Source organism: Niallia taxi (genome assembly GCF_032818155.1).
Lineage (GTDB): Bacteria > Bacillota > Bacilli > Bacillales > Cytobacillaceae > Niallia > Niallia taxi_A.
The window spans coordinates 2,187,747-2,202,232 of sequence record NZ_CP102589.1; the positions used below are offsets into that span (position 1 = coordinate 2,187,747).

12 protein-coding genes are annotated in these 14,486 nt (G+C 33.5%); 9 read left to right on the forward strand and 3 right to left on the reverse strand.

Annotated elements, in window-relative coordinates; all coding sequences use genetic code 11:
* Positions 1–86: 86 nt before the first annotated feature.
* Entirely contained in the window at positions 87–731 is a 645-nt protein-coding gene (locus NQZ71_RS10880; protein WP_260055490.1) for an FMN-dependent NADH-azoreductase, read from the reverse strand.
* Positions 732–921: 190 nt separating this feature from the next.
* Between NQZ71_RS10880 and NQZ71_RS10885 the strand changes: the two genes are divergently transcribed.
* Positions 922–1,473 carry an RrF2 family transcriptional regulator gene (locus tag NQZ71_RS10885; RefSeq protein WP_317010594.1) on the forward strand — a complete coding sequence of 184 codons (552 nt, stop codon included), beginning with the start codon at positions 922–924 and terminating at the stop codon, positions 1,471–1,473.
* Positions 1,474–1,856: 383 nt separating this feature from the next.
* On the opposite strand, the gene NQZ71_RS10890 is transcribed toward NQZ71_RS10885, so the two are convergent.
* Positions 1,857–2,303 carry a MarR family winged helix-turn-helix transcriptional regulator gene (locus tag NQZ71_RS10890; RefSeq protein WP_260055492.1) on the reverse strand — a complete coding sequence of 149 codons (447 nt, stop codon included), beginning with the start codon at positions 2,301–2,303 and terminating at the stop codon, positions 1,857–1,859.
* 115 nt (positions 2,304–2,418) lie between these two features.
* On the opposite strand from NQZ71_RS10890, the gene NQZ71_RS10895 reads away from it, so the two are divergent.
* Positions 2,419–3,288, forward strand: coding sequence for an SDR family NAD(P)-dependent oxidoreductase (locus NQZ71_RS10895; protein ID WP_317010595.1), 870 nt, complete (start codon positions 2,419–2,421; stop codon positions 3,286–3,288).
* A gap of 817 nt (positions 3,289–4,105) precedes the next feature.
* On the opposite strand, the gene NQZ71_RS10900 is transcribed toward NQZ71_RS10895, so the two are convergent.
* Positions 4,106–4,375 (reverse strand): hypothetical protein, encoded by a 270-nt coding sequence (locus NQZ71_RS10900; protein ID WP_237944399.1) that lies wholly within the window; start codon positions 4,373–4,375, stop codon positions 4,106–4,108.
* Positions 4,376–5,027: 652 nt separating this feature from the next.
* Between NQZ71_RS10900 and NQZ71_RS10905 the strand changes: the two genes are divergently transcribed.
* From NQZ71_RS10905 to ltrA, 7 genes are all read left to right on the forward strand, one after another.
* On the forward strand, positions 5,028–5,486 hold the full coding sequence (locus NQZ71_RS10905) for a MarR family winged helix-turn-helix transcriptional regulator (protein ID WP_237944275.1): 459 nt from the start codon (positions 5,028–5,030) through the stop codon (positions 5,484–5,486).
* A gap of 73 nt (positions 5,487–5,559) precedes the next feature.
* On the forward strand, positions 5,560–6,066 hold the full coding sequence (locus NQZ71_RS10910) for an arsinothricin resistance N-acetyltransferase ArsN1 family A (protein WP_317010596.1): 507 nt from the start codon (positions 5,560–5,562) through the stop codon (positions 6,064–6,066).
* Between the two features lie 16 nt (positions 6,067–6,082).
* On the forward strand, positions 6,083–7,453 hold the full coding sequence (locus NQZ71_RS10915; protein ID WP_394374104.1) for an NAD(P)-binding domain-containing protein: 1,371 nt from the start codon (positions 6,083–6,085) through the stop codon (positions 7,451–7,453).
* Between the two features lie 139 nt (positions 7,454–7,592).
* The gene (locus NQZ71_RS10920; protein WP_275007770.1) at positions 7,593–7,940 is read left to right on the forward strand and encodes an ArsR/SmtB family transcription factor; all 348 of its coding nucleotides are present in this window, start codon (positions 7,593–7,595) and stop codon (positions 7,938–7,940) included.
* Positions 7,941–7,954: 14 nt separating this feature from the next.
* Positions 7,955–9,253, forward strand: coding sequence for an arsenic transporter (locus NQZ71_RS10925; protein WP_317010597.1), 1,299 nt, complete (start codon positions 7,955–7,957; stop codon positions 9,251–9,253).
* Between the two features lie 58 nt (positions 9,254–9,311).
* Positions 9,312–10,955, forward strand: coding sequence for an FAD-dependent oxidoreductase (locus NQZ71_RS10930; protein WP_317010598.1), 1,644 nt, complete (start codon positions 9,312–9,314; stop codon positions 10,953–10,955).
* 859 nt (positions 10,956–11,814) lie between these two features.
* On the forward strand, positions 11,815–13,626 hold the full coding sequence (gene ltrA / locus NQZ71_RS10935; RefSeq protein ID WP_455710047.1) for a group II intron reverse transcriptase/maturase: 1,812 nt from the start codon (positions 11,815–11,817) through the stop codon (positions 13,624–13,626).
* Positions 13,627–14,486 lie beyond the last annotated feature (860 nt).

Genomic DNA, 14,486 nt, shown 5'->3' on the forward strand with positions numbered 1-14,486 from the left:
ACTTAAAGCAAAGTATAAAATAGTTAGATTTTCAATATCATAATTAGCAAAGAAGAGAAACTTAAAAGGTTCTCTTCTTTGCTTTTTTATTTATTTCTTGCAAATGCAGAAGCAATTTTCCCGACTTCAATATAAGCATTTTTTAATACTGCATCTCTGTCCAGTAGAGCTGTTCCTTGGGCTCTAACCATATGATAATCTTCAATTCCAATAAAATTGAACATGGACTTCAAATATTTGTGTGAGTATTCAACTTCAGTATACCAGTCATTATTAGTATAAATACTACCACTTCCTTGTATTACCAGCATACTTCGTCCATCTTTAAGTAAGCCGACAGAACCATTTTCTGTATATTTAAAAGTCTCTCTCGCAATTAAAATATTGTCCATATAGTCTTTTAATTTTGATGGCACATTAAAATTGTGCAATGGGAGAGCTATTACATACTTATTTGCACTCTTAAATTGTTGTAACACTTCGCTCATACGGTTTGTTACTTCTTTCTCTTCATTTGTAAGTTCTTGTCCTTTAGCAAGCTTAGCCCATGCATTTAAAACTGTCTTATTTATCATAGGTACTTCGTCGCTGTATAAGTCAATTTGTTCTATTACCTCATCTTTTGAATGCAACTCTTTATATACCTTCTTAAAGTGATTTAGAACATTTAGACTAACAGACGAAGTAGATTCCACTTCTGGATGGGCATTTATAATAAGTAATTTGTTCATTTGAAAATTCCCCCTGAATAAATATGTTTTTAGATAGATAAACTAATTATCTCCTGCATTAATCGTCGATTAATATTGTCGACGATATACAATATAACGCTTTTATTAATTTGTGTCAAACAAAAAAACTATGTTAAGATACAAATACAATAAAAAGATAATTGATGTTTTAAATAAAGCAGGTGATTAAATGAAATATAGTGTTATGGTAGAATACGCGTTGCATAGTTTAGTGTATTTAATTGATGTACCTTCAGATGAAGTTATTGGAATAAAAGAACTCTCAGAATTTCAAGGGCTTTCAGAAACATACCTTTCCAAAGCATTTGGTAAATTATCGAAAGCTAAAATTGTGATTTCTGTTCCAGGAGTGAATGGTGGTTATAAATTAGCTAAGGCTCCGGAAGAGATTTCTTTTTGGGATGTAATAGAAGCAGTTGAAGGTGTTAAACCAATTTTCCAGTGTAAAAACATCTTAAGTAATAACCTTATGTATGTAGGTAAAGAGGATAAAGAAGATAAAGAAGATAAAGAAGATAAAGAAGATAAAGACTGTTCATCTTGTATATCAGGTAATTCCACTTGTACGATAAATTTAGTTATGTTAGAAGCTGAACAGCAAATGAGAGAGTTTTTACGAAACAAAACGATAGCTTGGTTAGATAAGGAACTTGATCGTGTATTACCTAAAAAAATCCGTGTTGATAGCCGAGAATACTTTAAAGATAAGAATTTAAAATAGATAAAAAAAGAGTAGGGAAAAAGATTTCTACTCTTTTTTGTAACTCTATTTAAAATAAGTAATTAATTTTTTGGTTATTTTGTCACTGTAACAATCGTGGGAGCATTCCCAATAATGACTTAAAAAGGGATAATTTTGTGAAGAAATACACTTAAACAATAGGTGGTTTTTCTTAAATATAAGGAAAGCCTTTTGTTATGTCACAATCGTGGCAGGTTTATTTAAGTGTACTAAATCACAAGCTAATTAAACAGAGGTTATTTGTGTTGAAAATCTAGAAGAAATAGTAGAGTTTTCTCATACATAAATTAAAGCCTTTAAGCGGGATTGTATATGTGAGACTGATCCTAATCCAATTATATACACGCAACTTTGCAATGTGACTATTTACCAGTTAAGGTTTGTAGCATTTCTATATATGATTTCAAATCTAACTCTGATAACTCAGAAATACGGTTAATAAATATCGATTCTTTCTCCTTTAGAACCTCCAATGTTTTAGATTTTCCCTGTTCAGTTAAAGACAACTGAACACCTCGACGATCACTAGGATTAGGTTCGCTCATTACATACCCTAGGGCTTTTAGCTGGTTAATAAGTCTACTTATGGCGCTGCGGTCCATTGCAACAGACTCAGCTATTTTTGTTGCACTGCTTGGACCATGAGAATATAGCCAACGAACCACCAAAAAAGCGGCAGGTTGTAAAGTGGGGTCAAATGCAGCGGCAGTCCGGATATTTAGAGCATGTGCCTCGCTTATTAAGGCATTTAGTTGAGAACCTAATTGCAGTTCTAGTTCTTCTCTTATTGTCGATTTTCTTAATTCCATAATAATCTCCTTGAAAATATATTTGACATATATCCAATAAATAAAATAATATAATTGATATATATCAAATATATTTCATGTTTTTTTTTATGTCAAGTTAACAAAGGAGATAGAAATGCAGAAAGAAACGATAGTTGTAATGACTGGTGCTACTAGTGGTATTGGAAAGATCGCAGCGATTCAATTGGCAAAATCAGGAGCAAAATTAGTCTTGACTGCCCGTAATAAAGAGCGTGCTTTAGCAACAGAAAAGTTAATAAAAGAAACAAATCCTCAAACAGATATTGATTTTTACTATGGTGACCTTTCATTGATGAGTGAAGTTCGTAAAATTGCTTTAGAAATTAGAAATAATTATCCTAAAATTGATATCTTAATTCACAATGCTGGGCTACATGCATTTCAACAACGAATAACTACAGAAGGGTTTTCTGAGATGATGGCGGTGAACTATTTATCACCTTGGCTTCTAACTTATCTCTTAGAGGATTCATTGTTAAATGCAGAGTATGCCAAAATAATTAGTGTTGCTTCAGAAGCGTCACGAAATCACGGTACATTAAGCCTGCCATTTGATTTAACAGATACGTCGTTATTTACAGCAAGAGGTTCTTCCAAGATATATGGAAAAACAAAGCTTTTAAATATTATGTTCACTAATGAGTTAGCAAGATACTATGACGGGACTAAAGTGACTACTAATGCTGTAAATCCAGGATTTAATAATACTGGGTTAGGGAGAGAACTTCGTATATCTAATGTATTAGGAAAACTTTTAAAGGTCTTAAATATAGGTAATCCGAAAAGAGGTGCTGATATTATTATCCGACTTTGTCTTGATCCTAACTATGATGATATTACTGGAGAATACTTTAATGTGGGCACAGGAAAGAAGATAGAACCTGTATATCCAGGGAATGATGCTTCCATGCAAAAGATGTTATGGGCTGAAACAAAAAAAATATTGTCTGCATTTCTTAAATAAATATTATATGTATTGTATTAGTAAGTTCTTTTTGACATGCTAATAGTCTTTCTTTATTTCTCTCTAGTATGATACTAATAACTTATGCTAAAAGTACAATGAAACTTTAGAAGTAGGAGTATTACGAATATAAGTATGAGAGGGCGTTAGACAATAAGGGTAGAAGAACCCTAGTTTTGAACAACAATTAAGCCCGGGTTCTTGGAATAGTATATATAAATATTCTCATTTACATTCATTATTCCTTCTTATAGGTTCAACAATTAATGAATGATACAAGTAGTTAAGTACTGCTACCGCATTGCTTAAAAAGAAAAGTTGCTTTCGGCTCATTCTTACCATTTTATATACTCCAAGCTTCTCTGCTAATGTAGTTAACGGATAAGCAAATAAATAGTCAGCAAAAACGTTGGTAATTAGATTTATCCAAAATTTTTTGTAGGTTAATTTAACAATCCAAAAGTTTAGGATTGTTAAAGGTCCAAAAACAAAAGAGACATCTGTTGCTAGTTGAGGGATTATAGGTTTTCTTACTTTCCACCATTTTAAATTTCGGGAAAACTCACTTATAAGTGCAATTACTAAGTCACTAAAAATATTAGTGGAAGGAAGCGAAGGAAGGAGTTTTTCCCTAGTTTACTTGATAATGCTTGTTATTTAACTATCGTGGCAGTTTTATTTAAGTACATTTATTCACAATGTTAATAAAAGGAAGCCATTGATAGTGTAGTGTTTTGTCACCAGTGACAGTTATTAATCCTTCCTATCTCTCAAACTAAAAAGACATCCTTCTCGAAATAGATGTCTTTTCTTATTCTTAATAGGATTCACTATCACCATATTGTTGTAAATAATCATTTTGCTGTTTGTTGTAATCATTCATTTGCTCATTTGTTAAGGTTATGCCTATACTTACTATTTCTTCTTTTAATACTTGGTACCTAACATAGTTTTCGGTGAATACATACCAACGACCGAGAGCTGAGTTTGTAATTCTATTTATAATTTCTCGATCTCCTAGAGCCCACTCAATAAAGGTATGTTTATTACCATTCTTTAAACTTAGATGTACTTGAAATTTTTTCATTTTTCACCATTCACTCCCTTTACTAATAATTATCAGACAAAAAAAGCAAATGGACAATTATGTTTAGGCATTTAATGATATAAATTAAATGTGAGGACTATTGGTAAAAGACATAAAAAAACAGGGTAGTATTGCTGCAAAAAGGGAAGGTCTTCCGTTTATAAAACAGGAATGGCAGATTATTGCAATCAGAAATCCAATAAGTTAAAGTATTCAAAGGATGTCGTCTAGAGATATAATAAACTCATTGCAAGCAAAAAAAGAAATATCTCAACTAGGGTGAAAGAAAAAATGACGTTACCAGATCTATATTCAAAGTTAGTAATAGCACCTTTATATATTCTTGTATTAGTAATGTCTATTCTTTATCTGTTATTAAATTTCAAAAACAAAGGTTTCTTTGCATTTATGTTTAAAATGTATGCAGTATTTATTATAGGTAATTATGTAATAGCACTTTACTATCGTTTCTTAGATAAATAAATGGTTTCAATGACCACCTCGTTGGTGGTTTTTTTATGGTACAAACCGGGCAGCATTCCTGTAATAAATGAAAAATAGCTATGGTATAAACGGGGCAGGTTAGTTGAATAAGAAAATTAATTGACATTATCAATTAATGACGTTATCATCTAAGTTAGAGGCGATGAAAATGAAAACAAAAGATAAAATACAAATTCGAGAATTACTACAACAACTAGTTCGTGACTTTGGACTTCTTCAAAAAGATGGTTCTGATTGTTGTGGGATAACAGTAACACAAAGCCATATTGTATATGAATTGGGCAAATCTCCAAATATTTCTCTTCAGACTTTAGCTGAAAAGCTAATAATGGATACTGGTCTTTTAAGCAGACAAGTAAATAAACTAGTGGAACTTCAATATATATTAAGGGTTCCAGATCCAAATGATCGGAGATATGTACTTTTATCTTTGACAGAAATAGGTGAAGCAAAAGCTGAAGAAATATCTAACCAAATGTTAGAATACTTAGGAAACATCTTTACTCATATTCAAGAAGATAAGCATTCTCAAGTTTTAGAAAGTCTAAGTTTATTGCTTGATGCAATGAATAAAAACGATGGATTAGGTAGTTGTGCCACCAGATAGGTGGCTTTCATTAGGTATTATATTTGATAAAGTCAATTAATGTTTAAGTCAAATAAAATAGGAGGGATAATAAATGCTTAGGAAAGCTTCGGCAGAAGATTTAAACGAAATACTTGAAATCTATAACCAAGGAATAGAAGACGGATTAGCGACCTTTGAGGAAGATTTAAAAGACAAGGATTACATGGAGAATTGGTTTGCTGCTCACCAGGGAAGATATGCTGTATTTGTAGCTGTTAATGAAGAGGGGAAAATCACAGGATGGGCATCAATAAATCCTTATAATACTAGGGCTGCCTATTATGGGGTAGGAGAACTTTCAATATATATACATAAGGAATTTAGAGGTAAAGGTATTGGTCAAAAACTATTACAGGTACTAGAAGACGAGGCAAGATTACAGGAATTTTATAAAATAGTACTCTTTACCTTTCCTATTAATAACTTAGGTCAAGGTCTTTACAGAAAGTTAAATTATCGGGAGGTTGGTTTATTTAAAAATCAAGGGAGATTAAAAGGGAAATTTGTAGACGTAATGTTAATGGAAAAGTTGTTATTTAACCAAGAATATTACTTATAAAAGGAGTGTAATAAATATGTCTGAATTTAAAATTTTGTCCAACTGCTGTCAACCATCTTATGCTGTTGAAGAAAAAAGAATAATGGATTTAGATTTACCTATAGCTATCATTGGTGCTGGTCCTGTAGGATTAGCTGCTGCAGCTCATTTGATTCAATATAAACAAAAAGTGATTATTTTAGAAGCTGGAACGGAAGTTGGAGCAAACATTCTTACCTGGAAACATATAAAATTATTCTCACAGTGGAAATATAACATCGATAAAGCAGCATCTTCTTTATTAGAGAAATATGAATGGGAAAAACCAAATTTAGAGGAAATACCCACTGGTAAAGAACTCGTGGATAATTACTTAATTCCTTTAACAAAGATTCCAGAAATACGAGAAGTAATCGCTTTAAATACAAAAGTCATTTCTATAGGTAAAAAAAATACAGATAAAATGAAGACAGCTAACAGAGAGAATGTTCCATTCGTTATTTATACAGAGCAGAAAGGTACAATTCAAGCAATTGAAGCACGAGCTGTTATTGATGCTACTGGTACTTGGGGAAACCCTAATCCAGCTAACTCCAATGGGGTTTGGCTAAAATCTGAGGAAAGTCTAAGGGGAAAAGTCTTTTATGGATTACCTGATATCTTGGGAGAAAGTATCAACCGTTACAAAAATAAAAAAGTTGCAGTCGTAGGAAGTGGGCACTCTGCTATTAATGCTTTGCTTGAATTAGAGAAATTAAAGGAAGAGCATCCAGAAACAGAAATTATATGGATCATTCGGAAAGAACGTGTAGAGGATGCATATGGTGGAGAAGAAAAGGATGCATTAGAAGCAAGGGGATTATTAGGTAGCAGAATTCATGAAATGGTAGATAAAGGGACAGTCAAAGTGCATACTTCTTTTAGAATTGAGCAATTGAAAGAGAATAATAACGCAACAATAACGGTTAATGGAGAAGCGAATGGTGTAATATCTGAAATTCAATCAATTGATGAAGTCATCGTCAACACAGGAAATCGACCTAATTATTCTTTCTTAAATGAATTACGAACAAAAGTTGATTTTGCTACTGAAAGTGTAGCAGCCATTTCTGATTTAATTGATCCTAATCTTCACAGCTGTGGAACAGTCCGCCCTCATGGTGAAAAAGAATTGAGACAACCGGAGAAGAACCTATATATAGTTGGATCTAAAAGCTATGGTAGGGCACCGACCTTTTTAATGGCAACGGGGTATGAACAGGTACGTTCAATAGCTGCATATATGGCAGGGGATATAGAAGCTTCGAAAAAAGTAGCATTAGATTTACCTGAAACAGGGGTTTGTAGTGTAAATTTCGTAAATGCTAAAAGTGTTAATAGCTGTGATACAGACACTTGTTGCTCCTAATATCCGAATAAATATAAATATGAATAAATGAGCAAAAAGGGTAAATGTAATTAGTATTGACATTTACCCTTTTCCTTTATTAATATATAAGCATATAATTATATAGTGAATTAACCTATGAAAGGTGGTCGTAATCATTATGAAAGAGGACAAATCTCAAGACTTAAAAGAGACTGCAATTGTGCTAAAACTTTTAGGGGATAAAACCAGATTAACCATGGTGAACATGTTAGCTGAACAAGAATGCTGTGTATGTGAATTTGTTGAAATTTTTCAAATGTCCCAACCTGCAATCAGTCAGCATCTTAGAAAGTTAAGGGATATTGGGATTGTGAAAGAACAAAGAAAAGGGCAATGGGTAGTCTATTCTCTAAATACAGAAAGTGAATATTACTTACTGACAAAAGATATTTTAAAACATGTACCGAGTGAACGAGATAAGTTTGTTTGGCTAGAGAAAAATGGATTGAGAATTATATGTAATTAACGGAGGTTAAAACTTTGCTACATACTTTATTAGCTATAATTATCTTTTTAATAACACTGACATTAGTTATCTGGCAACCGAAAAATCTTTCAATTGGTTGGTCAGCATGTGGCGGGGCTATATTAGCTCTTCTAGTTGGTGTTGTTGATTTCAATGATGTCGTTGACGTTACGGGTATTGTATGGAATGCAACACTGGCATTTGTTGCTATCATTATTATTTCATTAATCTTAGATGAAATTGGTTTTTTTGAATGGGCAGCTTTACATATGGCAAGAGCGGCTGGTGGTAACGGTTTAAAGATGTTTGTTTACGTTGCTATTTTAGGGGCTATTGTTGCTGCGTTTTTCGCAAATGATGGGGCAGCACTAATTTTAACACCAATCGTTTTAGCGATGGTTAGGGCGTTAAAGTTAGACGAGAAAATGGTTTTTCCGTTTATCATTGCAAGTGGTTTTATTGCCGATACTACATCTTTACCTTTAGTAGTAAGTAATTTGGTGAACATAGTCTCAGCTGATTTCTTTAATATAGGATTTGTAGAGTATGCATCCCGAATGATTGTTCCTAATATTTTTTCTTTATTAGCGAGTATCCTTGTGTTGTATTTATACTTCCGTAAAAGAATTCCAAAGGTTTATGATTTAAACCAATTAAAAGTACCAAAAGATGCAATTAAAGATCTAAAAATGTTTCGTTTATCCTGGTTGATTTTAGCTGTATTGCTTGTTGGCTATTTCGTGAGCGAATTCCTGTCGATTCCAGTCTCACTCATCGCTGGTGTAATTGCGATTATTTTCCTTATATTTGCAAGAAGAAGCTCTGCGGTATCTATTAAGAAAGTAGTGAATGGAGCTCCATGGGCAATTGTATTTTTCTCAATTGGGATGTATGTCGTAATTTATGGATTACGTAATGTTGGTTTAACTGACCTGCTTTCGAGTGTTATTCAAGCAGCTGCGGATCAAGGGTTGTTTGTAGGAACTTTGGGTATGGGATTCATCGCGGCTATTATATCTTCCATTATGAATAATATGCCAACGGTACTTATTGATGCTTTAGCAATTGCAGATACAAGTGCTACTGGAGTAATAAAAGAAGGGTTAATTTATGCGAATGTTATTGGTTCAGATTTAGGTCCTAAGATTACACCAATCGGTTCATTAGCAACATTATTATGGCTTCATGTTTTATCTCAAAAAGGCGTAAAAATATCATGGGGGACTTATTTTAAAACAGGTATTGTCTTAACTATTCCAACTCTTTTGATAACCCTAATCGGCTTATATCTGTGGCTTTCTATACTTTCATAATTGAAAAGGAATAGTTAATTACACAAAGAATATTGATACTAATTTTGGAGGATTAATCATGAAAGTACTTATTATAGGATCTGTTGCAGCAGGAACATCAGTAGCGGCAAAAGCACGTAGGAACGATGAAAATGCTGAAATAACTCTCTATATCGCAGACTACGACATTTCTTATTCCATATGTGGTATTCCTTATTTTCTAGGTGGAGAAGTAGAGGATATAGAAACGTTGACTCCAAGAAGTGCTGCTTGGTTTAAAAAGCGGTACAATGTAGATATTTTTACTCGTCATGAAGTAACTACAATTGATGCAAAGAGGAAGAAAGTTCAAGTTAAGAACTTAGATACAAATGAAATAAAAGAAGACACATACGATGTCCTAGTTTTTGCAACAGGAGCTTCTCCAATAACTCCTGATATTAATGGCGTTGATAGTGAGCATGTTTTCCAGGTGCGTACCATACAAAATACAGCAGCAATTGATCAATATATGAAAGCAAACCAACCAAAGAAAGCAACGATAATTGGAGCTGGATATATTGGATTAGAAATGGCAGAGCAACTAACTCATCGGGGCTTAGATGTCACAATAGTTCAACGTAGTAATCATGTAATGGCTCACCTTGATAAGGATATGGCTTCTCGTGTGGAAGAACATTTAATGAAAAAAGGAGTAAACCTCATCTTAAATGATGAAGTAACTGCTATAAGTAAGAAAGAAGTACAAACTAAATTAGGAAAATCAATTGAAACGGATATTGTGATATTAGCAACAGGGGTTCGTCCAAACACTCAATTGGCTAAGGATATCGGAGTAGAAATTGGTACTACTGGTGCAATCGCAGTTAACACTAAAATGCAAACTAATCTTCCTGATGTATATGCTGTTGGTGATGTTGCTGAAAGTTACTCTGTAATTACAGGAAAACCGATCTATCGTCCATTGGGAAGTACAGCTAATAAAATGGGAAGAATAGCTGGAGATGTAATAACAGGTGGCTCTTTAGAACATCGAGGTATTTTAGGCACTGGCATACTACGTGTATTTGATTTAGCTGTTGGTCAAACAGGTATGAATGAAGTGGAAGCTTTAGAAGAAGGCTATGATATTGAAATACTTCATAATATTAAACCAGCCAGAGCAGAGTACCTCGGCGGAAAAGAAATAGTCATTAAGGCAATTGCAGATAGAGAAACAGGCAGGGTTTTAGGTGTACAAATAGTAGGGGAAGAAGGAGTCGATAAACGAATTGATGTCTTTGTAACAGCTCTTACGTTTAAAGCAAAAGCAGAAGACTTATTCCATCTTGATCTTGCCTACGCACCACCATTCAGCACAACAAAAGATCCAGTTATGTATACTGGAATGGCCTTACAAAATGCTATTGATAAGAAAAATAAGCTAATCACACCCAAGGAACTAACGGAAAGAATAGAAAAGGGAGAATCTATTCAAGTTATTGATACACGTGCACCAAAACAATATAATGTATCAAAAGTGGCGACTGCAATAAATATACCACTAGGCGAATTGCGTGAGAAATGTAAAGAACTTGATCCTAATTTGCCAACAGTAACTTACTGTAATGGTGGAGTAACTGGGAATGCTGCACAAAATGTGATGCGTAATTTAGGGTTTGAAGATATTTATAACCTTTCAGGTGGAAATAAGAATTACCAAAATTATATGAAAAACAAATAATTAACAGACAATAAGATCTTAGGATTACCTAGGGTCTTTTTTCATATCAGCATTCTTGTAATAAATATATAAATAGCTTATGGAAGACAAGAGGCAGGTTAGTTGTGCGAAATGTTCCTAGTTTAAATGGAGGATGGATACATTACTCCGGTAAAGATTAGGCAGTTCCTTTCGGAACTGAAGGGTTATATCAAAGAATCAAATGATGAGGTAACGCTCGGAAGGGTTCTCTCTTAGTCGAATAGCACTGATTTAGTAAGGATGAAAGTGTTATAAGCTCGATGAAAAGGCATGAGAAATTACCGTATCAGTTCGGCTGACGAAAGCCTACTCGATGGAGTGGTGTAATTCATGGTGCTTGAGTTGAATGAATATGGTGAGAATGCGAAAAAACCTAAAAGTAAAGGTTAAGCTGACAAATTTCTGAATGTACGGGTCTATAACTGCGATACATAGAAATGTGTATATCACCAAATTGTGAGGTTAGCTGTGGGTGAGTAAGAATAACTAATATAAAAACCCATGATACGTTACAGGCGTATGAACGTTAACAGGCTTAAAGGAAGCACCTAAGTTCATTCTATAATAGATATAACTCAACGTTGTAAACTGATAACGTGGAGGACTTACTTCTAATGAAACGATGACAAGGAAAGCAATAATGATACTAGTTACTGCATAACTTGTCTTTATATCAGTGAAAGTGGTGGCACAGTACCTATGAAATGTCTAATCCACATGGAGGGATAGCCACTAGACTAATAAAGATTTATTGAACCAAGTAAGGCAGTTCTTTATCGATTAATAAGGTTCTCGTAAGACTAAAAGAGGTTTAACTCCGAAAGGAGTCACCAACTTATTGAAACGGAAGAAATTGAGGCACAGCGAGTATTATAGTATGCAAGATTGTTTTGACAGACTATATTCTCAAAGTGTCAGTGGTCATAGCTTCTATGAATTAACAGAATTAATGAGTTCTCAAGATAATATACGACTTGCCTACCGGAACATTAAAAGGAACACTGGTAGTAAAACTGGTGGAACTGACAAGTTAACAATTAATGATATTTTGCATTTAACAGTAGAAGATGTAATAGCAAAGGTTCAATCTATGTTTAAAAGGTATGAACCACAAACAGTAAGGCGCGTATTTATTCCAAAAGGAAATGGGAAAACTAGACCTTTGGGTATTCCAACCATATGGGATAGAATTTTTCAACAGTGCATACTTCAAATTTTAGAGCCAATTTGCGAAGCAAAATTCCATAAACATAGTTATGGATTTAGACCGAATCGCAGCACGCATCATGCCAAAGCCAGACTTGAGTTTCTCATTAACCAATCGGGCCTATATCATTGTGTTGATGTGGATATTAAAGGATTCTTTGATAACGTTAATCATAGCAAGCTTTTGAAGCAAATGTGGTCTATAGGTATTAGGGATAAATCACTTCTTTCCATTATATCTAGGCTACTTAAAGCAGAGATTGAAGGGGAAGGAGTACCTATTAAAGGTACTCCGCAAGGAGGTATACTGTCACCTTTATTATCTAACATTGTGTTAAATGAATTAGATTGGTGGGTTAGTGACCAATGGGAAACGTTTGAAAGCAGATATACCTATTCCACCTCTGGTAATAAATATCAGCAGCTAAAGAAAACGTCGTTAAAAGAATGTTTTATCATCCGTTATGCGGACGATTTTAAGGTACTGTGCAGAACTAGGTCACAAGCAATAAGAATGAATTACGCATTGAGAGATTTCTTGAGAAAAAGACTGCAGTTGGAAACTAGCGAGGAGAAATCGAAAGTAATAAATCTAAAGAAAAACTCTTCCGAGTTCCTTGGATTCTTAATAAAGGCTGTAAGGAAAGGAAAAACAAGGTTTGGTTATGTAGCGAGGTCTGATATGTCCAAAAAGGCTAAAGAAAATACCTCCCGACAGATTAAAAAGGCTATAAAAGTAGTCAAAAGAAAACCTTGTGCTGAAACTGTTTGGAATTTCAATACTGTCGTTATGGGTATCCAAAACTATTACGCTTTCGCAACAAACATTACTATTAATCTTAATCAGTTAAACGCTCATCTTCGTAAATCGATATATAATCAATTAAAGAACATTAGAACAGAGGCAAGTATTCATGATATGACAAAAACCTTACAGAAGAGGTACAAGGGTTATAATGTGAGACTATTTAAGATACAACAGATGGTATTTGTCCCCATACATGCCCAGCGTTGGAGAACTCCACTGTGTTTCTCGCAAACGATTTGTAACTTTACTACCGAAGGTAGAGATAAAATACACAATAGCCTGAAAGCTATTGATAAAACAACGCTCTCTTATATCATGAAAAACTACATTCCAAACAGAACAATTGAGTACAATGACAACAGAATCAGTAAGTTTATCGCACAATATGGAAAATGTGCCATATTAGATGAAAAGTTAGGAATTAATGAATGGCACTGCCATCATATAACTCCTTTTTCACTGTCCAGAGATGACAGTTATTCAAACTTGATTGTTGTTCATAAAGCAATACATCAGTTGATACATCTAAGAGACAAAGTTAAAATAAAAAATCTTTTACAATCTTTAAATCTAGATAGAAAGCAGAAAGAAAAAGTAAATAAACTACGATTAAAATGTCAAAATGAAATTATCTAACATTGGAATCCAGCACTCTAACTGCTTAAATACATAGAAAACAATAAATTGGTTTAGTTGGAACGCCGTATGCGGTGAAAGTCGCACGTACGGTGTGAACAGGGGGAAAAGGGAGCGATAACCTCAAACCCTTACCTATCTGTATTAAGTGAAACCTTTCACACGTCCTCTGGTTTATTTCTTATTCCTATTTATGCTATAGGAGCATAAAAGTATTTCACGTATTGGATACAAAGCTATTCAAAAGCAAGAAGGATGCTGACTATTCCCATCATGGTCCGTTGACCGAATTAATCCACAAAACGTCCTATAAAAGTAATCAAATAAACTGAACATAATGTTGCTATGGAGTAAAGACTAGAGACTTCGTTCGAGACCAACCGAAGCTTTGGATATATTGATCAATAAAGGCAGAATTTGAATAGGTTTGGCCTGGACCAGAAAGAAAGGACGCAAAACTCGCAAGTAAAACAATACTCCATCCATAAAAAAATATTTTACATCCAAAATCTGTACACTCCTTTCTTAGTAAGTAACTAAACATCAATAAAATAAGGTAAATACATTAAAATATAGTAGATGTTAATTCAAAGATCGATTAGATATAATTTAAATTAGATTGTCTCATAATAGACCCTTATTAGGAAGAGGGATAAAATATTTTATAAAATATCGTATTATTTTTGTTAATAACAAGTTGAGTAAAGGTTTTAATAATTATTCAGAAAAATGACTATAGTAAGAAGGAGCGATTATTGGTTTTCTGTAATCTGACTTCGAGGTAAGCAGCTATTACTTATCCAATTAAAATGCCGGATTATGTTATCATAAATATAAGCTAAAAACATAATAGGAGAAAG

Excerpts from the sequence above, each read along its gene's own strand:
- NQZ71_RS10880 (WP_260055490.1), bottom strand. The coding sequence starts at position 731 with ATGAACAAATTACTTATTATAAATGCCCATCCAGAAGTGGAATCTACT.
- NQZ71_RS10885 (WP_317010594.1), top strand. The coding sequence starts at position 922 with ATGAAATATAGTGTTATGGTAGAATACGCGTTGCATAGTTTAGTGTAT.
- NQZ71_RS10890 (WP_260055492.1), bottom strand. The coding sequence starts at position 2,303 with ATGGAATTAAGAAAATCGACAATAAGAGAAGAACTAGAACTGCAATTA.
- NQZ71_RS10895 (WP_317010595.1), top strand. The coding sequence starts at position 2,419 with ATGCAGAAAGAAACGATAGTTGTAATGACTGGTGCTACTAGTGGTATT.
- NQZ71_RS10900 (WP_237944399.1), bottom strand. The coding sequence starts at position 4,375 with ATGAAAAAATTTCAAGTACATCTAAGTTTAAAGAATGGTAATAAACAT.
- NQZ71_RS10905 (WP_237944275.1), top strand. The coding sequence starts at position 5,028 with ATGAAAACAAAAGATAAAATACAAATTCGAGAATTACTACAACAACTA.
- NQZ71_RS10910 (WP_317010596.1), top strand. The coding sequence starts at position 5,560 with ATGCTTAGGAAAGCTTCGGCAGAAGATTTAAACGAAATACTTGAAATC.
- NQZ71_RS10915 (WP_394374104.1), top strand. The coding sequence starts at position 6,083 with ATGTCTGAATTTAAAATTTTGTCCAACTGCTGTCAACCATCTTATGCT.
- NQZ71_RS10920 (WP_275007770.1), top strand. The coding sequence starts at position 7,593 with ATGAAAGAGGACAAATCTCAAGACTTAAAAGAGACTGCAATTGTGCTA.
- NQZ71_RS10930 (WP_317010598.1), top strand. The coding sequence starts at position 9,312 with ATGAAAGTACTTATTATAGGATCTGTTGCAGCAGGAACATCAGTAGCG.